Origin of the sequence: Bacillus testis, from assembly GCF_001243895.1 — a bacterium.
Taxonomy (GTDB): Bacteria; Bacillota; Bacilli; order Bacillales; family DSM-1321; genus Bacillus_AD; species Bacillus_AD testis.
The window spans coordinates 630,696-651,870 of sequence record NZ_LN851186.1 but is presented as its reverse complement, the minus strand read 5'-3'; the positions used below and the strand labels follow the sequence as shown (position 1 = coordinate 651,870).

General features: G+C 43.9%; 17 protein-coding genes. 2 read left to right on the top strand and 15 right to left on the bottom strand.

From position 1 onward, the window contains the following. Positions 1-12: 12 nt before the first annotated feature. From BN1765_RS03745 to pruA, 12 genes are all read right to left on the bottom strand, one after another. A complete protein-coding gene (locus BN1765_RS03745; RefSeq protein ID WP_050613902.1) occupies positions 13-789 on the bottom strand; it encodes an alpha/beta fold hydrolase in 777 nt (258 codons plus the stop codon). A 178-nt stretch (positions 790-967) separates the two neighbouring features. After that, positions 968-1,909, bottom strand: coding sequence for a diacylglycerol kinase (locus BN1765_RS03740; protein WP_050613901.1), 942 nt, complete (start codon positions 1,907-1,909; stop codon positions 968-970). 258 nt (positions 1,910-2,167) lie between these two features. Next, positions 2,168-2,899, bottom strand: a complete 732-nt coding sequence (locus BN1765_RS03735; protein ID WP_050613900.1) for a DUF3784 domain-containing protein — start codon at positions 2,897-2,899, stop codon at positions 2,168-2,170. Between the two features lie 558 nt (positions 2,900-3,457). Continuing rightward, positions 3,458-4,888 carry an Asp-tRNA(Asn)/Glu-tRNA(Gln) amidotransferase subunit GatB gene (gatB, locus tag BN1765_RS03730; protein WP_050613899.1) on the bottom strand — a complete coding sequence of 477 codons (1,431 nt, stop codon included), beginning with the start codon at positions 4,886-4,888 and terminating at the stop codon, positions 3,458-3,460. Between the two features lie 12 nt (positions 4,889-4,900). Next, positions 4,901-6,361, bottom strand: coding sequence for an Asp-tRNA(Asn)/Glu-tRNA(Gln) amidotransferase subunit GatA (gene gatA, locus BN1765_RS03725; RefSeq protein ID WP_050613898.1), 1,461 nt, complete (start codon positions 6,359-6,361; stop codon positions 4,901-4,903). Between the two features lie 12 nt (positions 6,362-6,373). Then, positions 6,374-6,664, bottom strand: a complete 291-nt coding sequence (gene gatC, locus BN1765_RS03720; protein WP_050613897.1) for an Asp-tRNA(Asn)/Glu-tRNA(Gln) amidotransferase subunit GatC — start codon at positions 6,662-6,664, stop codon at positions 6,374-6,376. 232 nt (positions 6,665-6,896) lie between these two features. Beyond that, positions 6,897-7,574 (bottom strand): deoxyribose-phosphate aldolase, encoded by a 678-nt coding sequence (deoC, locus tag BN1765_RS03715; protein WP_050613896.1) that lies wholly within the window; start codon positions 7,572-7,574, stop codon positions 6,897-6,899. Positions 7,575-7,647: 73 nt separating this feature from the next. Next, positions 7,648-8,949: a pyrimidine-nucleoside phosphorylase gene (locus BN1765_RS03710; RefSeq protein WP_050613895.1), complete on the bottom strand. Its 1,302-nt coding sequence runs from the start codon at positions 8,947-8,949 to the stop codon at positions 7,648-7,650. 321 nt (positions 8,950-9,270) lie between these two features. Beyond that, positions 9,271-10,452 carry a NupC/NupG family nucleoside CNT transporter gene (locus tag BN1765_RS03705; RefSeq protein WP_050613894.1) on the bottom strand — a complete coding sequence of 394 codons (1,182 nt, stop codon included), beginning with the start codon at positions 10,450-10,452 and terminating at the stop codon, positions 9,271-9,273. 101 nt (positions 10,453-10,553) lie between these two features. After that, entirely contained in the window at positions 10,554-10,955 is a 402-nt protein-coding gene (locus BN1765_RS03700; protein WP_050613893.1) for a cytidine deaminase, read from the bottom strand. Positions 10,956-11,471: 516 nt separating this feature from the next. Continuing rightward, positions 11,472-12,422 carry a sugar-binding transcriptional regulator gene (locus BN1765_RS03695; RefSeq protein ID WP_050613892.1) on the bottom strand — a complete coding sequence of 317 codons (951 nt, stop codon included), beginning with the start codon at positions 12,420-12,422 and terminating at the stop codon, positions 11,472-11,474. A 271-nt stretch (positions 12,423-12,693) separates the two neighbouring features. After that, positions 12,694-14,241, bottom strand: a complete 1,548-nt coding sequence (pruA, locus tag BN1765_RS03690; RefSeq protein ID WP_050613891.1) for an L-glutamate gamma-semialdehyde dehydrogenase — start codon at positions 14,239-14,241, stop codon at positions 12,694-12,696. A gap of 169 nt (positions 14,242-14,410) precedes the next feature. Here pruA and BN1765_RS03685 point away from each other — a divergent pair, with 169 nt between their 5' ends. After that, on the top strand, positions 14,411-14,725 hold the full coding sequence (locus BN1765_RS03685; protein ID WP_050613890.1) for an ArsR/SmtB family transcription factor: 315 nt from the start codon (positions 14,411-14,413) through the stop codon (positions 14,723-14,725). Continuing rightward, positions 14,722-15,429 (top strand): SRPBCC domain-containing protein, encoded by a 708-nt coding sequence (locus BN1765_RS03680; protein ID WP_050613889.1) that lies wholly within the window; start codon positions 14,722-14,724, stop codon positions 15,427-15,429. Before BN1765_RS03685 ends, BN1765_RS03680 begins: the two co-directional genes overlap by 4 nt. Before the next feature lie 75 nt (positions 15,430-15,504). On the opposite strand, the gene BN1765_RS03675 is transcribed toward BN1765_RS03680, so the two are convergent. From BN1765_RS03675 to pcrA, 3 genes are read right to left on the bottom strand one after another with little or no spacing between them, the layout of a single operon-like run. Next, positions 15,505-16,689 (bottom strand): CamS family sex pheromone protein, encoded by a 1,185-nt coding sequence (locus BN1765_RS03675; RefSeq protein ID WP_050616666.1) that lies wholly within the window; start codon positions 16,687-16,689, stop codon positions 15,505-15,507. An 18-nt stretch (positions 16,690-16,707) separates the two neighbouring features. Beyond that, a complete protein-coding gene (gene ligA, locus BN1765_RS03670; RefSeq protein ID WP_050613888.1) occupies positions 16,708-18,714 on the bottom strand; it encodes an NAD-dependent DNA ligase LigA in 2,007 nt (668 codons plus the stop codon). Positions 18,715-18,733: 19 nt separating this feature from the next. Then, the gene (gene pcrA, locus BN1765_RS03665) at positions 18,734-20,977 is read right to left on the bottom strand and encodes a DNA helicase PcrA (RefSeq protein ID WP_050613887.1); all 2,244 of its coding nucleotides are present in this window, start codon (positions 20,975-20,977) and stop codon (positions 18,734-18,736) included. Between the last annotated feature and the right edge of the window lie 198 nt (positions 20,978-21,175).

The following is a 21,175-nucleotide window of genomic DNA, read 5'->3' as shown; positions in this document are numbered from 1 at the left end:
ATTCATCTTTTTTTAGCTGCTCTTTATGGAAATTAATTCTTGACAATAGGAATCAATAAAAGACATGCTCCGCTTAGTAAATGCTTGAGGTTGATCAATATTGCACATATGCCCCGCCTGGTCAATGATATCAAACGTGACATGGTGCCCCGTATGCAAAACGATATCTTCTACGCCTTCTAGAAAAAGGTAATCTTGTTCGCCCATGAGGAATAAGGTCGGGATATTGTGGAATTCTTTCTGCAGTTTTTTCAGGTAAGGACCAGCATTCTTAGCGAGTGCATTCCATTGAATAGACTCACTTTGCTGTATGGATTTTGCCTGCTCGATAAATAACTGTCGGGCTTCTTTTTGATTCGCGAGTGGCATGACTATCCAGGCAAACGACCGGTAGATCCATTTAAAGGGGACAAATTGGTTGGCCAAGCGCCCTAATGACAGACAAAGTTTGGTGCGCATATTTAGTGTCGTAATAGCACCGCCGAGGACCATTGTCTCGACACGATCCGCCTCTAGATTAGCTATACATTGGATAACCACAGTCCCCAGTGAGATGCCTATAAAATGTGAACGCTCTATTTGTAGGACATCTAAGACCTTTAAGACTTCCTTTGCAAGCGTATCCAAATTTGATTCGTCCTGGCCGTGCAGATCAATCAGCAGCACATTATAATGCTTCCTATACTCCTTCAATTGCTTGAACCAAATAGATGAATCGCCTTCTGCTCCCTGGATCAATGTAATCCATGGTTTATTCTCATTCAAGTGGTATGTCTGATAATGGAGCACTGTTACCGCCCTTTCAAATTGGGTTTCTTTTTTACATATAGTTTGAGTATAAAGGATACGGCTCCAAATCTGAACAGGGAGAGGATGGGAATAAAGTGAAACTTTGATTCGTTGGTTATTCGATTATAAAAAAAGCAAATGAACCTGCGAGGGATCATTTGCTTTTTTTTTTAGCTATTTATAAGCTTTCTTCTTCACGCTCATCAATCTGCGGCAAGGCATCAGGAGAGAAGCCGCTTGGCACAAATACGTCGAAATGGCGATACATATTAACGAATTCCGCAGGTGCCATGCCGCCGTATTCACCATCAAGGTTCAACAGGATCTTCTTGTCGACCGGCGTTACCTTAATGCGGTTCGCTTTGGCATAGACAACGCTCGGATGATTAATATGCTCTCCGCGGATGGCCATGGTGACTACGCGAATAAACTCGGCTAAATTCATCTTCTTAACAATCAGCAGGGAGAACATGCCGTCATTGAGGGAGGCGTCCGGAGCCAACCGTTCAAATCCGCCGACGGAATTTGTATTCGCTACTAGGAATAGCATAATTTCGCCTTCAAACAGTTTTCCGTCATATTCGATTTTGACTTGGGAAGCCTTGATGCTTGGAAGCATTTCGATTCCCTTGAGATAATACGCAAGCTGGCCGAGCATGGTTTTCAGCTTGCTTGGAACTTCATATGTCAGCTCGGTCAAGCGTCCGCCGCCAGCAATATTGATGAAGTATTTATCATTCATTTTACCGATATCAATCGGCATCGCATATCCATCCGTAATGATATCGACAGCAGCGTTTACCTGACGGGGCACATGGATGGCGCGCGCAAAGTCATTGGTTGTCCCTGTTGGGATAATCCCCAGCTTCGGCCGGTGCTCTGCGCCAGCAAGGCCGTTGACGACCTCATAGATTGTTCCGTCTCCTCCTGCTGCTATTACCACATCGTATTTGCGTTCGATGGCGATCTTAGCCGCTTCCGTTGCATCTCCCTCGCAAGTCGTTGCGTGCGCGGATGCTTCGTATCCCGCCTGTTCCAATTTGGCAAGGATATCGGGTAAATGCTTGCGGATCACCTCGCGCCCCGATGTTGGATTATATATTAGTCTTGCTCGTTTCATTGTCATCATCCTATAGTCAGATTCATCGGTTATGCTTTTCCTGCGCACAACATATATCAATTCTCAGTGGCAAAGTGTCCAATATAATGCCGAATAGATTATATAGCACTGCTCAAAAAAAAGCCACTTAAACAGTATATCTAAAAAACAGGGATTTTAAAAAATATTTATCCTATTTCAAGAAAATAATTTCTGCTTATTTCCATACTCTCCATAAAATGACTTAAACAAACAACCAAGCCTTTTTCCTGTGCCTCACTATTCCATACCGGCCCCTTGCAGTGCGGCATGTATCCGATCATACCATTGCTCTGTTTCCTGCTTGTCCCTGGAATTAATCAAGATGTATGTGTGTTTTGCTCTAATATAGATGAACGGCGGTTTATTGGGGTAGACAAAATGAACGCCTTTTCCCAATTCTTTGGATTGAAAATAACCGAGCGATCTCCAGGTGGTGGCATATCCATTCAATTTAATAAGGTTTTCAGGCATTTGCTCCATCCATTCTACGCTCTCTATATCTTTAATGGGAAGGCGGTACGTATACATGCTGTCGAATACGATGCTTTGCTCATTGATTTTAACCTTTGTCTCCTGCTGCCCCTGGATGAAAATAAAACCCAGAATAATGGCGATAGCCATATACAGCATCAGTAAAATCCGAGTATTGCGCTTCCTTTTTTTAGCTACATCGAAGCGCCGGATAATCCAGGTGCCAACCATGACATATAGTAAAAAAACCGTCAGCGACACTTCCATGGCATAGGTTACCTTAAAGGCTAAAAATGGGATGGTCAAAATCCACAGTATCGCTATCCCCCAAGTAAACCGGCCGATATGGACCAGGTAACCGCTCTGTTCCATTTCTCTTTTTACAAAAGGGCTATATTGGTGATAATGCGATAACAAGTGATATTTTTTACGATTATGGAACGCATAAGCCAGAACACAAAATAGAATGGCGACCGCTATCCAGATCGCTAAAACCATATTATTTCTTCACCCTCTCCTCATTTAATCGCAGCCTCCACCTGAATCTCCTCCTGAACCTCCGCCAAAATCGAATCCATTGCCCATGCTTACTCGGAAGCATCCTTATTCAAGTTATATAAGCATAACATATATGCATCGTTTCCTTCGAGAGTAGCATTGTAGGTTGGCCCGGTTAGAGCTTTTAACAAAGAAGCATGCCTCTTGCTGATTAACCTTCAGAGTGATCAAGTGTATTTTCCTTTATTTTAGCATATTCTGAATAAAGAATTATGAGTTTAAAGAGCATTTTATTTATTAATCCCGCTCTTGTCGATTGATCGTTGAAACACTAGCAAGACAGAGTAAAAGATGGAGGGCAAAATAAGAAAACCACTTCCCTATGAGGGGAGTGGCCTGTATTTGTTTATCCCATTCTAATTGCGCTAAGGACCCCACTTCAACTGATTAGAGACGCGAAGAAGTATAAAGGGAGATCAAGCGCCAGTAAGAATGCGATTGGTTCAACTAATGATCGGCAGGAGATGAATAAAAACTCCCGCCGCCTAAGGTTTCACTTTATCGTTTCTGTATTTCCTGCATAAGCAGTTTATTGACCAACTGCGGATTGGCTTGGCCTTTTGTCGCCTTCATGATTTGTCCTACGAGGAAGCCGGTCGCTTTCTTTTTGCCCGCTTTGAAATCTTCAATGCTTTGCGGATTTTTGTCGAGTGTTTCATCAATGATTTTCAGAAGGGCGCCTTCATCCGAAATTTGGACAAGTCCTTTTTCTTTGACGATTGCTTCAGCGTCCCCGCCATGCTCAACCAATTCCTTAAACACTGTTTTGGCAATCTTAGAAGAGATTGTTCCGTTTTCGATCAAAGCGATCATGCCTGCAAGCGAAGCCGGAGTCAAAGGCAGATCATGAAGTTCTTTTCCTTCAGCGTTCAAGTAGCCAGACAAGTCTCCCATGATCCAGTTCGAAGCCTGTTTCGGATCAGCGCCCGCTTCAACAGTCGCTTCGAAAAAGTCGGCTGTTTCCTTGGCAACAGTCAGAACGCCTGCATCGTAAGCCGGCAGTCCCATCTCTTCCATATAACGCTTCTTGCGCGCATCAGGAAGCTCAGGAATTTCGGCGCGGATGCGTTCTTTCCACTCATCGTCGATATATAGATCCATTAAATCCGGTTCAGGGAAGTAGCGGTAATCATCCGATCCTTCCTTCACCCGCATCAATAGCGTTTTGCCTGTATTCTCGTCAAATCGGCGCGTCTCTTGTTCGATGACGCCCCCGTTCGAAACAATTTCACGCTGGCGTTCTTCTTCGTGCTGCAATCCACGGCGGACGAAGTTAAAAGAATTCAAGTTTTTCAATTCTGTTTTTGTGCCGAATTCTTTCTGCCCAACCGGCCGGATAGAGATATTGGCATCACAGCGCAATGAACCTTCCTCCATTTTGCAATCTGATACGCCTGTGTATTGAATGATGCTCTTCAATTTTTCCAGGTATGCATATGCTTCATCCGGCGTGCGGATATCCGGTTCCGATACGATTTCGACCAGTGGCGTTCCCTGTCGGTTGTAATCGCATAGCGACATGCCGCCGGCTCCATGCGTCAGCTTGCCGGCATCCTCTTCCATATGGATGCGTGTAATCCCAATTTTCTTTTTATAGCCGTTCACTTCAATCTCAATCCAACCGTGCTCGCCGATTGGCTTATCGAATTGCGAAATCTGATAAGCTTTTGGGTTATCCGGATAGAAATAATTCTTCCGGTCGAATTTCGTCTCGGTCGCAACTTCACAGTTCAGCGCCATAGCTGCCTTCATTGCATAATCGACTGCTTTTCTGTTCAAGACGGGCAATACGCCAGGGTAGCCCAAGTCAATGACCGATGTATTGGTGTTTGGTTCAGCTCCGAACTGGTTCGGACTGGATGAAAAAATCTTCGAATCTGTTTTTAATTCCACGTGCACTTCAAGGCCTATTACCGTTTCAAATTCCATAATCCTCACCCCTTACAATTGTGGTCTTTTTGTATGATGGTCTGTTGCCTGTTCAAATGCATGAGCAACACGATAGACGGTGCTTTCATCAAAATGCTTGCCGATAATCTGCAATCCAAGTGGCAGCCCTTGCTGTGACAAGCCGCAAGGAACAGATATGCCTGGCACGCCGGCAAGGTTGACAGGAATCGTCAAAATATCATTTGCATACATGGTCAACGGATCTTTCGTATTTTCACCGATTTTGAAAGCCGGCGTCGGTGTTGTTGGCCCTATAATGACGTCATATTGGGCGAATACATCATCAAAGTCCTTCTTGATCAATGTGCGGACCTGCTGGGCTTTTTTATAATACGCGTCATAGTAACCTGAACTTAACGCAAAGGTACCAAGCATAATCCGGCGCTTTACTTCTTTTCCGAAACCTTCTGAACGGGTGTGCTTGTACATTTCAATTAAATTCTCGGCATTAGGCGTACGGTAGCCATATCGGACACCGTCAAAACGAGCCAAGTTAGCCGATGCCTCTGAAGAGGATAGCAGGTAATAAGTAGCTAAAGCGTACTTAGAGTGCGGAAGGGATACTTCCTCCCATGTCGCTCCCTGGGCCTCTAAAACGTTTAGAGCCTCCATCACCGAAGCTTTCACTTCTTCATCTACGCCCTCTGCCAAATATTCCTTCGGCACAGCGATGCGCAGCCCTTTGATATCCCCTGTCAGCGCTTCTGAGAAACGCGGGACATCCACATTGGCAGATGTTGAATCCATAGGGTCAAGACCGGCAATGGCTTCAAGCAAATAAGCATTGTCTTCAACCGTATTGGTGATTGGCCCGATTTGGTCAAGCGAAGAAGCGAATGCCACCAAACCGAAGCGTGATACACGGCCGTACGTAGGCTTCATGCCCACTACGCCGCAGAACGAAGCTGGCTGGCGAATGGAGCCGCCTGTATCTGAACCTAATGAGAACAGCACTTCTCCCGCTGCAACAGCCGCTGCGGAACCGCCTGATGACCCTCCAGGTACATATTCGTTATTCCACGGATTTCTGACAGTCTTATATGCGGAGTTTTCATTAGAGGAGCCCATGGCAAACTCATCCATGTTCAACTTTCCAATGGTTATTGTTTGCGCATTGTTCAACTTTTGGACAACGGTCGCATCATAGATTGGATCAAAGTTATCCAGGATCTTACTTGCACATGTTGTGCGCAGATCCTTTGTGACGATATTATCTTTAATTCCGATTGGCATGCCGAATAACAGGTTATTGCCCTCGTTCTTTTTCAATGCTTCGTCCAATGACTTTGCCTGCGTGCGGGCTTGTTCTTCATTCAAAGTAAGGAAAGCGCCGATTTTTCCATCCACTTGCTGAATGCGCTCGAATGAAGCATTCACCAGGTCGGATACGGACACTTCATTTTTATGTAGTAAACTGTGCAGTTCTTTCAAACTATTCGTAAACAGTGACATGTTGTCCCCCCCTTAGTCCATAATTGCCGGTACACGGATCAGTCCGTCCTTGTGGTCCGGTGCATTCTTCATGACTTTCTCGACTGGAAGCCCTTTTTTGGCTTCATCTTCACGAAATACATTCACCATATCAAGAACATGCGACATCGGCTTTACACCGCTTGTGTCCAATTCATTCAATTGTTCGGCAAATGTGATGATTGCTTCCAGTTCTTTTCTCATTTCTTCGGCTTCTTCTTCATTGACGGCCAATCTTGCCAGATGGGCCACATGCTTCACTTCTTCATTTGAAATACGTGACATTTCTCCATTCACCTCCAGAAAATCTCGATCAAAAATCATACTTCTAATACTATCAAATTGTGCTACGGTAAAGCAATATAGGGGCAAGGTTAAACATCGCTTTGCCTACTTTTCTCCCTTGCCTTTACTCTCGTGTTGAAGCGAGAGCCATAACGCCATATAGAACGAAACAAAAAAAGACGCTGGCAAGAGCCTTGAGCGTCTTTTTCTTCATATTAATATATGGACTTGATTAATAGCTTGATTTAGATTGTTCGCCGTTGATGATCGCAATGCCTGAGCTTGCTCCAATACGAGTAGCGCCGGCTTCAACCAATGCTTCAACGTCAGCTAGGCTGCGCACGCCGCCTGATGCTTTAACGCCAACGTCCGGTCCTACTGTTTTGCGCATTAATGCGATATCAGCAACTGTTGCTCCGCCAGTAGAGAATCCAGTTGATGTTTTAACGAAATCTGCGCCGGCTTTAACAGAAAGCTCGCAAGCACGGACTTTTTCTTCGTCAGTCAACAAGCAAGTTTCAATGATGACTTTTGTCAACGCTTTGCCTTTTGCCGCTTCAACAACTGCTTTAATATCGTTCAAAACAAGCTCGTCATTCTTGTCTTTAAGCGCGCCGATGTTGATGACCATATCTACTTCAGTAGCGCCTTTAGCGATTGCATCTTTTGTTTCAAATGCTTTTGTTTCAGATGTAGATGCCCCTAATGGAAAACCGATTACTGTGCAGACTTTCACTTCTGGAGTGTCTTTAAGGATTTCGTACGCTGTTTCGATTTGTGACGGGTTCACACAAACAGAAGCGAAACGGTGTTCTTTTGCTTCGTTAGCCAATTTAATGACTGCTTCGCGGCTTGCATCCGCCTTTAATAATGTGTGGTCAATCATTCCTGCGATTTGTTCTTTGTTCATGGTGGTTCCTCCGTTGCTTATTATTTGTTAATGGCGTTACATCCCGAAAGATACAACGCATTCTTACTGTCAATTAATGGATTTCTGCATGTACAAGCACAGCTTCTCCAACTTTTTCAGGCGTAATACGGTAAGATTCGTAGATACGGTCCATTACATCATCCACGTTCTCGCGGTTGCTGTGGATCGTAACGATGGTGTCGCCCTTCTTCACTTCATCGCCGATTTTCTTATGTAGCATGAGGCCGACTGCCAAATCTACAACAGATTCTTTTGTTGCACGGCCGGCACCCAGAATCATAGCTGCTGTTCCGATGCTGTCTGCTTCGATTTCAGCCACATAGCCATCTTCTTTCGCCAATACAGGAATTTCATATTTCGCTTTAGCCAATTTAGATGGATCGTCGATGACAGAAGCATCTCCGCCTTGAGCGATGACAAATTCCTTGAATTTCTCAAGTGCTTTACCGTTATCGATGACTTCCTTAAGCATTTTACGCGCTTCTTCCACTGAATCTGCATGCTTAGCAAGCACGACCATTTTGCTTCCCAATGTTAAGCAAAGCTCTTCAAGGTCTTTAGGGCCTTCTCCGCGAAGAGTATCGATTGCTTCCTTTACTTCCAAAGCGTTACCGATTGCATAGCCAAGAGGCTGGTCCATGTCAGAAATGACAGCCATTGTGTCACGGCCGACGTTTTTGCCGATTTCAACCATAGCATGAGCTAATTTTTTGGCACTGTCAACATCTTTCATGAATGCGCCTGCGCCAACTTTAACATCTAAAACAATGGCATCAGAGCCGGAAGCAATTTTCTTGCTCATGATGCTGCTTGCCATTAGAGGGATTGAGTTAACAGTAGCCGTTACATCGCGCAAGCCATAGATTTTTTTATCGGCAGGAGTCAAGTTTCCAGTAGGTCCTGTTACAGCCACTTTCACATCATTCACTTGCTTGATGAACTGCTCAGAGCCAATTTCAGAATGGAAGCCTGGAATTGATTCGAATTTATCAACTGTACCGCCTGTATGTCCAAGGCCGCGTCCAGATAATTTAGCAACAGGCACGCCCACAGCCGCCACTAGTGGAGCTAGCACGATTGTCGTTGTATCGCCTACGCCGCCTGTGCTGTGCTTATCGACTTTGATGCCTTCGATCGCTGAAAGGTCAATTTGGTCTCCTGAATTCACCATCGCCATTGTCATATTAGCTGTTTCTTCCGGAGTCATACCTTTAAAGAAAACAGACATTAAGAAAGAAGACATTTGATAATCAGGAATAGAACCATCTGTATAGCCTTCAATCATGAAATTGATTTCTTCTTTCGTCAACTCGCCGCCGTCACGCTTTTTTTCGATTAAGTCTACCATTCTCATATAATCCAACTCCTCTTTGTTTGTGTTAGCTTAGAAAAGCTGCTTGTTCGTTCTAAAATGCCCAGTATCCCTTTACTTTGGGCCATCTATTGATCAGTAACTGCTTCATAAGATTATTTACTTTCCAAGAAAAATCGTTCTTCTACAAATAAAAGAACGCTTTCCTATGGGTTACCCCTTTACTATACCAGCTTTTTGAACAAACGTAAAATATAAAATGAACATATGTAAAAATAAGTGGCGAACAAGTGAATATCCCTACATCTAAAACAAAAAAAGAAGCATCTTTTGACCTTTCATCAAAAGCTGCTTCTTTTTTAATCATATAACCAATCCGACGATAATAGATGATAGAACGCTGACTAGTGTTGCACCATACAACAATTTTAAACCAAAGCGCGCAACCACGTTCCCTTGTTTTTCATTCAAACCTTTAACTGCACCGGAAATAATGCCGATCGAGGAGAAGTTTGCAAAAGAAACAAGGAATACAGAGATAATACCGACTGTACGTGCGCTGAATGTATCGGCAACGTCAGTCAAGCTCAGCATAGCCACGAATTCATTCGTTACTAGTTTTGTGGCCATAATTCCACCCGCTGAGACAGCGTCTGCCCAAGGCACACCCATTAAGAATGCAACAGGCGAGAAGATATAACCAAGGATATCCTGGAATGATACGCCAAGAATCATGTCGAATAATGAATTGATGAACGCCATTAAAGCAACGAAGCCGATCAGCATGGCAGCAACAGTGATTGCTACTTTAAATCCATCCATTATGTATTCGCCAAGCATCTGGAAGAAGGTTTGCTTTTCTTCTTCTTCAATAGCCAGAATATCTTCTGAAGGATCTACTTTATATGGATTGATGATAGAGACAATGATAAAGCCACCAAATAGGTTGATTACGATAGCCGTTACAACATATTTCGGTTCAATCATTGTCATATAAGCACCGACGATGCTCATTGAAACAGTTGACATGGCAGATGCGCATAACGTATACATACGCTGCGGATTCAGCTTAGACAACTGTTTCTTCACGGTAATGAATACTTCCGATTGTCCCACCATTGCGGATGCAACCGCATTATAGGACTCCAATTGGCCCATTCCATTGATTTTGCTCAACAAATATCCAACGCCCTTCATGAATAGAGGCAGGATTTTAAAATGTTGCAGAATACCGATCAATACCGAGATGAACACGATTGGAAGAAGGACGTTCAGGAAGAAAGGAGCTTCTCCCTTGTTGGCAATGCCGCCAAAGACAAAGGCTACACCAGCTTGCGCATATTCAAGCAAGTGATCGAATACAGTTGCGATTCCCTTAATTAATACGTAGCCGAAGCGTGTATTCAAGAGCAAGGCTGCCAGCAAGAATTGAACGACTACCATCAAAATGATATTTTTATATTTTATTTCCTTTTTGTTTTTACTAGCAAGCAGTGCAAGACCGAAGACCACTAACAACCCCAAAATTGAAATTAGATATCTCATAAGCCCCTCCAGTTGTATAATATATATCCTTTCAAATTATATGGACTCTATCTATTTGTATAAGAGAACTGGAAGGAATTATTTCCCCCAATTGTTTCCCCTCATCCCTGTTCCATATCTTTAGAACTAAAATATCCCGGCAGCAATTCGTCCATTGACGTCTCTTGCAGGTCACCCTTTAAGTTAGCCAGATATATTTTTGTATGTGCATCAAAAAATTCAGCCATCACCTGTCTGCAGGCTCCGCACGGAGAAACAGGACCGTCCGTATCCGCAACAATCGCGATTGCTTCAAATTCCGTTTCATTTTCAGAAACCGCTTTGAACAATGCCGTCCGTTCTGCACAATTCGCAAGCCCGTAAGAAGCATTCTCAATATTGCATCCCAAAAAAACTTTATCGTTTTTCGTCAGGACAGCAGCTCCCACATTAAACTTGGAATAGGGCGTGTATGCGCTTTCTCGAGCCTGAATCGCTTGCTCTACTAATATTTTCCTATCCATTCCAATCTACTCCCATCTCAGATGAAAAATAACGCGTCTGTATGCAGTGCCAAACGAAAGGATTACTTCCATACATAACAGTATGTTTCACTGATGCCTTGATCCATATACATACAGCAAACCTCCTGTTTCACCAACAATGCCATACAAAAAGCAATCAACTAAACGGTTGCATCAGTTTTAAAAAGCGTTTATTTTGGAAATGGTGTAATCTTCATACATTTAAATCTAGTAGACGACTTACTCTCTTGAATGTAGACAGGTTAATCCCTTCCAGAATTGCTTCTCAATCCTCAAAGAAACCGTTCTCAAACCAGAAACTGACTCATGATCCAGCTGAGTACATTTACAATATATCAGTAAAAAGAACAATTGTAAAACATAAAGTGAAATTATGTAATCCTGCATATGATTCTACTCTTTTCTGAACCCTTTGTCACTCGCAAATATCCTTGATTTCAATGTTGCCCCACTGCTTTTTTAGCGTAAAAAAAAGCAATCATATGATTGCTTCCTTTATTGGGCAGTTTCTTTATTTAATAATATTTTGGCTGTATACGAATCAGTGATCAGTACATTGGCAAGCTTGGCATTCATTGCTCCACAGATGCCATCCACTTTTTTCAGCCCACCTGCCACAAGAATGGACTGCTCTTTCGTTTTCAAGTCTTCCAATTCAATGCCGATTGTTCTGGCATCCAGGCCATCATTGCAAATTTTCCCTTCCTTATCAAAGAAACGGGAAGCAATATCTCCGACTGCACAATCAGCTATCAGCTTCTCATCCTCTTCCGTAAAGTAGCCCAATTGGAACAGAAGTGAATCCGTGCGCGGTACCCCTACCGTATAGACCGCAATATTTGCATGTTTTCCCATGTCCAGCAATCTTTTGATATGCCTGTCTGCTTCGATCGCCTGTTTGACGACGACATGGTCTACAATAGCTGGCAATGGCAATTGATACAAGGTTGCATCAAATGCTTTCTCAAATAAATGCAATGTTTCGGATGCGTATGTCTTCTTTTGGGAATGGCTTACGCCTCCCTTCAATTGGACAATTTTCACATCTTTCACTGATTCATGTTCAAGATGAGTGGCCACTTGATACATCGTCGTACCCCATGTGGTTCCGATTATATCACCATCTTTAACGATACTCCCCAGGTAGGCCGCCGCTGCTTTGCCGATTGCTTGTTTAACAATTTCATCATCATACATGGGTACGGAAACTACAATGGCTTCCTTCAAGCCGAATTTCTCTTTTATGTCATCGCTCAACTGCCGACAATTTTCCGAAGGGTCATTAATTTTGATTTCTACGATTCCTTCTTCTTTCGCTTGCTGAAGAAGCCGGGAGACAGTGGGCCGGGAGACACCCAACTTTTTGGCCACTTCCATTTGGCTGCAATCCAATAAATAATATAGTTTTGCAGCCTCCACCATTTTCCTGCTTTTTTCCACTTCCATAATCTTCAGCCCTTTACACGCACTTTTTTCTTATAATGTTACACATTTGTCAATAAGACTGCAAGATGATCAAAAATTTAATAGCATTTATATGTAATCGCTTTAATTATTACATACTATTCAGGATATTTGAACCTAATAAGGATATTCTTGGATGAGATTCTTTCACTATGTCCATGGCATGATTTACAATTGTAATCGATCAACCTAACAAAATTAAGGCCCTTGCCTTTTTGTAAAAGGCAAGGGCCTTGCTTGTGATTAATCTCTATTAATAAGCTTCAGAGGTTGTTTTTGCTTGCATATGAAGAGTCAGATAATCAGGGCCGCCCGCCTTGGAATCTGTTCCAGACATATTAAATCCTCCAAATGGCTGGTAACCAACAATGGCACCTGTGCAACCGCGGTTAATGTACAGATTGCCAACCTGGAAATCTTCCTGAGCTTGTTCGATATGTGCTCGGTTTGTGGAGATGACTGCCCCTGTCAATCCATATTCCGTATTATTGGCAATATCTAACGCTTCGTTAAAGTCTTTCGCTTTGCAGAAGGCAACAACAGGGCCGAAGATTTCTTCTTGCATGAGACGAGCCTGAGCCGCTACATCTGCCACAATAGTAGGCTGGATAAAGTAGCCTTTGGAATCGTCCCCTTCGCCTCCTGCCACAATTTTTCCTTCTTGTTTGCCGATTTCAATATATTCCATGATTTTTTTATAGGCAGATGCATCGATGACTGGTCCCATTGATGTAGATAGTTCTTCTGGATTGCCTACAGTCCATTCTTTTGTCAGCTCTACTGCACGTTCCAACACTTGGTCGTATACATCTTCGACAATGACTGCGCGCGAGCAGGCTGAACATTTTTGGCCAGAAAAGCCGAAAGCAGATTTGACGATGCTTTGGGCAGCCAACTCAAGGTCTGCTTCTGAATCGACAACAATCGTATCTTTTCCGCCCATTTCAGCAATAACGCGCTTCAGCCATTTTTGGCCCGGCTGGACTTTAGAGGCGCGTTCATAAATACGCGTACCCACGTCGCGTGAACCTGTGAATGATACAAAGCGGGTTTGCGGATGGTCGACTAAATAATCTCCTACTTCTGCACCGCTGCCTGGAACAAAGTTAAGCACGCCTGCCGGCAGTCCTGCTTCTTCCATGATTTCGACGAATTTAGCAGCGATGATTGGTGTTGTGGAAGCTGGTTTTAAAAGAACCGTGTTGCCTGCCACAATGGCTGCCACTGTTGTTCCTGCCATAATCGCCAATGGGAAATTCCATGGAGAAATAACAATGCCGACACCAAGCGGGATATAATTGTATTTATTGAATTCATTGGGACGGCTTTGGACAGGGACTCCATCTTTCATCAACAGCATCTGGCGTGCATAGTACTCAAGGAAATCGATTGCTTCTGCAGTATCTGCATCCGCTTCCGGCCAAGGTTTGCCCGCTTCCTTCGTCATAAGCGCTGAAAGTTCATGCTTGCGGCGGCGCATGATGGCTGCTGCACGGAACAGGATATCAGCACGTGAATCCGCTTTCGTTTTACGCCATGAATCGAACGCCTGAACGGCAGCCTGCATTGCTTTCTCTGCCAATTCTTGATTTGCCTTTGATACTGTACCAATTACTTCTTCTTTATTTGCAGGATTATAAGATACGATTTGCTCTTCGGTATGGATGCGTTCTCCACCGATCAATAAATCATAGCTCTTCCCCATATTTTCTTTTACTTTCTTTAATCCTTCCAGATAAGCCTCATTGTTGTTGCCCTGTGAAAAATTTGTCAATGGCTCATGTTTATAAGCTTGTACCAAATTCGTTCCCTCCCAAATGAGTATGTAATTGTTTTCTATCCCATTTTAACTGAATTTTCTAAAGTGTACAAATAACTCCACTTCCTTTTTTTGAAAACTATTTACTTTTCTATATTTTACCATTACATTATATATAACCAAACGGCTATCTGACATAAGGGAGGCAGGTATGGGAGATATCTATCGGGCAATCGCTGATCCAGTAAGAAGACGTATTTTATATATCGCCTCACAAAAAGAATGCACCCAATCCGAGCTTGTCCAAGCTTTCAGAATGTCACAGCCCGCCATTCACAAACATATCCGCATTTTGAAAGAAGAAGGGCTGATTTCGGAAAGGAAGATAGGGAAGTATAGCCTTTATTCATTGAATGTCGATTCATATGCCTTGGCTTTTGCAGCCATTCAGCAGGAATTAGGCCAGATTCTGCAGCAAAAATTAGTACGCTTAAAATACTTTTTGGAAAAGGAGCGAGAAGATTGACTGCTATTCGATCTGTAAAAAGAAACATTTTTATCAATGCTTCGCCTCAACGGATTTGGGATGCACTGACTATCCCTGCGGAAAGAAACAAATGGGAAACAAGAGCATGCACCATTGACTTGCAAACAGGAGGAAAGATCGAGCTGGATTACGGTTGGGGAGTCTCATTCTCCGGCAAAGTAGCGGAAATAGAAGTAGCAAAAAAATTGGTGATCGAGGATGAGGAAAAAAATTTGACGATCTGGACCATTACACCGGAGCATAGCGGCAGCCAGGTAACAATTACATACACGGGCTATTGGTCTACTGAAATGGAACGGATGCTTATGGAAAACATGCTTTTCGGTACCTATCAATTCATGAGGAATTTACGTTCTGTCCTTGAGGAGTCCGCCGACATTCGGCATACTTTTTGGAAAAGCTGGATCGGCGCCGGGCATACCACCGTCCCCTATAATGGATCTACAGCTATTATCGTGTTGGATGTCCGGACCGGTACCCCGGCTAATGGAATCCTGCAACCCGGTGACCTGATCTATCGCTTAAACGGCCGCATGGTCAATAGCTATGATGATTTTGAAACAGCCGTTACGGAAGCGGATCCCGGCAGTGAATTAACGATTGAAGCAGAAAGGGATGGCTTGCCTATTCAATTGCAAATCAGAACAACTGAGTATGGCAAAAAAACAACTTCCACTTTGTGAACCGCAAAAACCAATCGGCCCTTAAGCACAGCCAGAAGATCAAAAAGCCCTGCTTATTTAGCAGGGCCCAGTTGATTATTCATAGATATGGACAAATGGTTCTTTGTCTTTAGTATTTCTTACGATGATGGACTCGGGTCCATCCACACTGGAAATTTCCACTTGGACATTGATGTAATCAGGGAAGAATTCCATGACTTTACTTGCGACTAGCTGTGTGAAACCGATGCTTTCCGCTTTTCCATAGAATTGGATAGGGATTTCAATTTTCATTTTTTGCAGCTGGTCATCAAGATAGTAGCCACGCCCTATTACACCATTGAAGTTCGGATAGTATTTTTCAATTTCTTGCTTAAAGCTTAAAAAGTTTTTATTGTCATCCCGATGTTTCTTGCCTGCTTCCTCTGACGGGAATAGATAATATTTCTCATCAATTTTTTTCCAATCAGAAAGGCTGCTGCTTCCTTCTTTCGCTTTGGCATAAGCAAAGAAATTGCCCGGAACCACAGAGGATTTTTCCGCTTGTTTATACAGAGCGATGGTGATCGGGACATTTTTCAGTTTGTCCATGCTCCGCAAACGGCTAAGAACTTCATCTGCGATTTTTTTGCCTTCTTTAACTATTTCATCATTATCAATTTTTGTTTCGTATACTGCACCGAATTCTTCTTTTTGGTAATAATGCGTTGAATTCAGGGCTAAACCGATCACTACGCCGCCAAGGCTAACTTCATCATCGGATTTTTTCACGAGATAATCCTGTTCAAGGATATGCGCCAAATACAGTGGGTTTTCTTTGTTGCGCTTATCGATATCCCCTTTGCCTGGGTCAACCGGATTCAGGCCGATATTATCTGACTCTTTCAGGCTTGAATCCTTCTTCATCAATTCCTTGAATTGCTCCTTTGTATATTTACGCTGCAGCCATCGGTTTACCATTTTGGAAGTCAGGTTTTGGCCTTCATTATAAATATACTCATCGGTATCGAAATCTTCCTGTGCAATTCGCATCAGTCCCATTTCCATTTCATTCACATCATATCTGCTGTTCAGGTTCGAGACGACTTGTCCACGCGCCTTGCTTACTTCTAATGGTGAAATGATTCGATAGTATTCATCCGAGATTTTGTACTTGGGGATGATTGACTTTTTATCATCATCCTTCGTCTTTTGTACATTCTCTTCCTGACTATTCAACTTAGGGGCACATCCCGATAAGAGTAGCAGCAATGCTACCCCTATTAACGAGATTTTCTTCATCATGTACACTTACACCTCTTATTTGTTTAGTTCTTGTACCAATTTCTCCTCATCCCAAACCTCAACACCAAGCTCCTGCGCTTTAGCAAGCTTCGAACCCGCATCTGCTCCCGCAATGACCAGATTGGTTTTTTTGCTTACGCTTCCTGCTACATTTGCCCCCAATGCTTCGAGTTTTTCTTTCGCTTCATTGCGTGTGAGTATTTCAAGCTTACCAGTTAATACAACTGTTTTGCCAGCAAAAATTGAGTCACTTTCTTCCGCGGAGACCGGTTTAGGCCCTTTGTACTCCATATTGACTCCGGCATTTTTCAGTTCTTGAAGCAATTCGCCCACTTCTTCCTGTTCGAAGAATGTGACAACCGAATCGGCCATTTTATCGCCTATTTCGTTGATTGCCGTCAATTCTTCCATTCCGGCCTTCGCCAGCGCATCCATGGAACCAAACTGCTGCGCCAATGTTTTAGCCGCCTTTGAACCTACATGGCGGATACCAAGGCCGAACAGGAGCCGTTCCAGTGAATTAGCTTTAGATGCTTCAATAGCAGCCAGCAGCTTCTGAACCGATTTCTCGCCCATTCTCTCCAATTCGATCAATTGCTCATGCTTCAATTGATAAATGTCCGCAACATCATGGATCAGATTCTCTCCGAATAATTGGGTGATGACTTTCTCACCCATACCGTCAATATTCATCGCATTCCGTGACACAAAATGGATCAGGCCCTCGCGGATTTGGGCAGGGCACTTAGGATTGATGCAGCGCAGTGCCACTTCTTCTTCAAGGCGGACCAATTCACTTCCGCAGGCCGGGCAATGCGTCGGCATTTTGAATTCCTGTTGTTCATCCGTCCGGCGGTCAACAAGCACATTGACTACTTCCGGAATGATATCCCCGGCTTTTTTAACCACCACATAATCATACAGCTTGATATCCTTCTCACGGATCAAGTCTTCATTATGCAGAGAAGCACGGCTCACAGTTGTCCCTGCCACTTTTACCGGTGAAAGGATGGCAGTCGGTGTGATGACGCCCGTCCGGCCGACACTGAGTTCGATATCCAAAAGCTTGGTGACCACTTCCTCGGCAGGGAACTTGTAGGCAATCGCCCAACGCGGACTTTTTGCCGTATAGCCTAGTTCCTCTTGCTGATCGAGCGAATTGACTTTTATGACAATGCCATCGATTTCGTAAGGAAGATCCGGTCTTTTTTCCGTCCAGCCCTTCACGTATTCGATTACCTCATGGATGTCGGCACATGTCCGACGTTCTTTATTGGTTTTGAACCCCAGATCGTCGAGAAGATCAAGCCCCTCGCTTTGAGTAACAACGCCGGTTCCGCCCAAGTCCGCCAAGCTGTATAGAAAAACGGACAGATTCCGTTTAGCCGCAATGCGGGGATCCAGCTGGCGAAGAGACCCTGCAGCAGCATTTCTTGGATTGGCAAATGCTTCTTCATTGTTTTCAGCGCGTATAGCATTTAGGTCATTAAACGATTTTTTCGGCATATACGCTTCACCGCGCACTTCGAATGTGAGCGGTTTGTTTATTTTAAGAGGAATTGATTTGATTGTCTTAAGATTGGCGGTTATATCTTCGCCCACATATCCATCCCCGCGAGTCGCCCCTCGGGTGAACAATCCCTCTTCATACAGCAGTGATACAGCTAGGCCATCGATTTTGAGTTCGCACATATAGGAAAATGAATCGCCAATACCCTGGCGGACCCTGCGGTCGAAATCCAGCAGGTCTTCCTCGCTGAAGGCATTGGCCAAGCTCAGCATCGGTGTCCGGTGCTCTACTTTTTGGAATGCATCAAGCACGGCACCGCCGACACGGACAGTCGGGGAATCCGGTGTTTTCAGTTCCGGATATTGTTCTTCAATGCCGATCAATTCTTTCAGGCGCATATCATACTCTGAGTCAGGCACCGACGGATTATCAAGCACGTGATACTCATAGTTATATTGGTTCAGTATGGTTTGTAATTCCTTTGCCCTCTTTTTTGCGGTAGTTGCATCCATATTCAAGTTCCTTTCTTGATTAAACTTTTTCGATTGGCGCGAATGCTGCCAACAGGCGCTTAATGCCGGTCGGGCTAGGGAAAGCGATATCCAGTTCTTTCTTCTCGCCTTCTCCTTTTACGCTGACGACTGTTCCGATTCCCCATTTTTTATGTTGGACTTTATCGCCCACCATCCAGGCAATGGCACTGCCGCCTGTATTGACCGGAGCCTTAACAGGACGCGCTGTGACAGCAGCCCTTCTTGATGTATATCCGCTTTGGCCGCCGCTTATAGCCGGACGGCTTGATACAGCTTTTTTCAACCGTTCTTCCACCCGCAGATCAATCAGAAGGTCATCAGGGATCTCTGTGATGAAGCGGGAAACAGGATTACAGTTCGTACGCCCGAACAAAGTCCGCATCTGTGAATTGGTGAGGAATAGTTCTTGCTCCGCACGGGTAATGCCGACATAGGCAAGGCGTCTCTCTTCTTCCATTTCATCTTCTTCCATTAACGAACGGCTATGAGGGAATACGCCTTCCTCCATCCCCATCAGGAATACCACGGGGAATTCCAGCCCTTTGGCCGAATGGAGAGTCATTAAGGTAACGCTGTCCTGCGGCGTTTCTTCCTTATCAAGCTGGTCGATATCGGCAACGAGCGCCAAATCGGTCAAAAATGCGATAAGGCTTTTATCATCTTCGCTTGCCTTTTCAAAGTTCTGGGTAACAGACAGGAACTCGTCCAAGTTTTCCAGCCGGCTTTGTGATTCAATCGATTTTTCTGCTTTAAGCATATCTTTATATCCTGACTTATCCAGCACTTCTTCAACCAATTCAGTGACGGACAGATATTCCTGCATATTGGAGTAATTTTTGATTAAATCAATGAACTCTATGGCTGCTTTACGGATTTTCGGACTCAACCCGATCAAGTCGATATTCTGAAGAGCTTCAAACATCGATGTATCCTGCATACGGGCAAAATCAGCTATTTTATCAAGCGACGTCGAACCAATTCCTCTTTTCGGTACATTGATGACGCGCCGCAGCGATATATCATCGTCCGGATTGGAAATCAGGCGCAAGTAGGCAAGGATATCCTTAATTTCTTTACGGTCATAGAACTTTACGCCGCCCACAATGCTGTAAGGAAGATTAGATTTGAGCAAATAATCCTCCATTACACGCGATTGGGCATTGGTACGGTAAAGCACAGCTACATCGCTTAATTTTCTTCCGTTATTTTTCGTCATCTCTAAAATTTTGCCGACCACAAATGCCGCCTCTGCCTGCTCATTATCAGCATTAAAATAGACGATCTTATTTCCTTCCAGATTTTCTGTCCACAATTTTTTTGGCTTACGGTTGCTGTTGTTGGAAATGACCTCGTTTGCGGCCTGCAGGATGCGCTTAGTCGAACGGTAATTCTGCTCCAACAATATGACATTGGCATCCGGATAGTCTTTTTCAAAAGATAGGATGTTGGCAATGTCCGCACCGCGCCAGCGATAGATGGACTGATCGGAATCACCCACAACGCACAGATTTTTGAATCTTGCCGCCATCATCTTCACAAGCATATATTGGGCTCTGTTTGTATCTTGGTACTCATCCACGTGGATATATTGGAATTTACGCTGATAATAGCTCAATACTTCCGGCACCCGTTGGAACAAGAGTATGGTCTTCATAATAAGATCATCAAAATCCAATGATTGATTCTTGCGGAGTCTTCTTTCATATTCCTTATAAACATCGCTGACAACACGGCTGAAGTAATCAGCTGCTGTCTTATCGTATTCTTCAGGATTCACAAGCTCGTTCTTGGCTGAGCTGATGGCAGCCAGAAGCGCGCGGTGATCATACTTCTTGGGATCTAGGTTGAGGTCTTTCAGGATTTGTTTAATAACCGTCTGTTGGTCTGTTGAATCTAAGATCGTAAAATTTCGGTTATAGCCGATACGGTCTATGTCTCTTCTTAGAATGCGCACACACATAGAGTGGAAGGTTGAAATCCAAATGTTTTCAGCATCCGGCCCCAGCAATCTTCCGATACGTTCCTTCATCTCTCTGGCAGCTTTATTTGTAAACGTAATGGCCAAGATATTCCACGGGGCCACTTCCTTTTCGAGCATTAAATAGGCAATCCGATGCGTAAGGACACGAGTTTTGCCACTGCCCGCACCCGCCATGATCAGCAAGGGCCCGTCTGTTGTTTGGACAGCCTTCCGCTGTTCTGGATTCAGCCCTTTCACAAGCTGTTCTGAACGATTTTCCATATTTACACCACCAATAAGAACATTTGTTCCTTTATTATACTATAAACCAGGCTTTCAGTGTTGATTGATTCAGTTTATCCCAATTCTAACTGGCACTAAGACGCCCGCTTCCCCACGAGAGTGAAACAAAGAATTAAAAGCGAGAGATCAAGGCCAGTTAGAATCCGATTGCTTCAACTAATGATCGGTGGGGGATGA

Bases quoted from the DNA above. Each gene is read 5' to 3' on its own strand.
- BN1765_RS03740 (WP_050613901.1), bottom strand. From the start codon at position 1,909: ATGAAACGAGCAAGACTAATATATAATCCAACATCGGGGCGCGAGGTG.
- BN1765_RS03735 (WP_050613900.1), bottom strand. From the start codon at position 2,899: ATGGTTTTAGCGATCTGGATAGCGGTCGCCATTCTATTTTGTGTTCTG.
- gatB (WP_050613899.1), bottom strand. From the start codon at position 4,888: ATGGAATTTGAAACGGTAATAGGCCTTGAAGTGCACGTGGAATTAAAA.
- gatA (WP_050613898.1), bottom strand. From the start codon at position 6,361: ATGTCACTGTTTACGAATAGTTTGAAAGAACTGCACAGTTTACTACAT.
- gatC (WP_050613897.1), bottom strand. From the start codon at position 6,664: ATGTCACGTATTTCAAATGAAGAAGTGAAGCATGTGGCCCATCTGGCA.
- deoC (WP_050613896.1), bottom strand. From the start codon at position 7,574: ATGAACAAAGAACAAATCGCAGGAATGATTGACCACACATTATTAAAG.
- BN1765_RS03710 (WP_050613895.1), bottom strand. From the start codon at position 8,949: ATGAGAATGGTAGACTTAATCGAAAAAAAGCGTGACGGCGGCGAGTTG.
- BN1765_RS03705 (WP_050613894.1), bottom strand. From the start codon at position 10,452: ATGAGATATCTAATTTCAATTTTGGGGTTGTTAGTGGTCTTCGGTCTT.
- BN1765_RS03700 (WP_050613893.1), bottom strand. From the start codon at position 10,955: ATGGATAGGAAAATATTAGTAGAGCAAGCGATTCAGGCTCGAGAAAGC.
- BN1765_RS03695 (WP_050613892.1), bottom strand. From the start codon at position 12,422: ATGGAAGTGGAAAAAAGCAGGAAAATGGTGGAGGCTGCAAAACTATAT.
- BN1765_RS03685 (WP_050613890.1), top strand. From the start codon at position 14,411: ATGGGAGATATCTATCGGGCAATCGCTGATCCAGTAAGAAGACGTATT.
- BN1765_RS03675 (WP_050616666.1), bottom strand. From the start codon at position 16,689: ATGAAGAAAATCTCGTTAATAGGGGTAGCATTGCTGCTACTCTTATCG.
- ligA (WP_050613888.1), bottom strand. From the start codon at position 18,714: ATGGATGCAACTACCGCAAAAAAGAGGGCAAAGGAATTACAAACCATA.
- pcrA (WP_050613887.1), bottom strand. From the start codon at position 20,977: ATGGAAAATCGTTCAGAACAGCTTGTGAAAGGGCTGAATCCAGAACAG.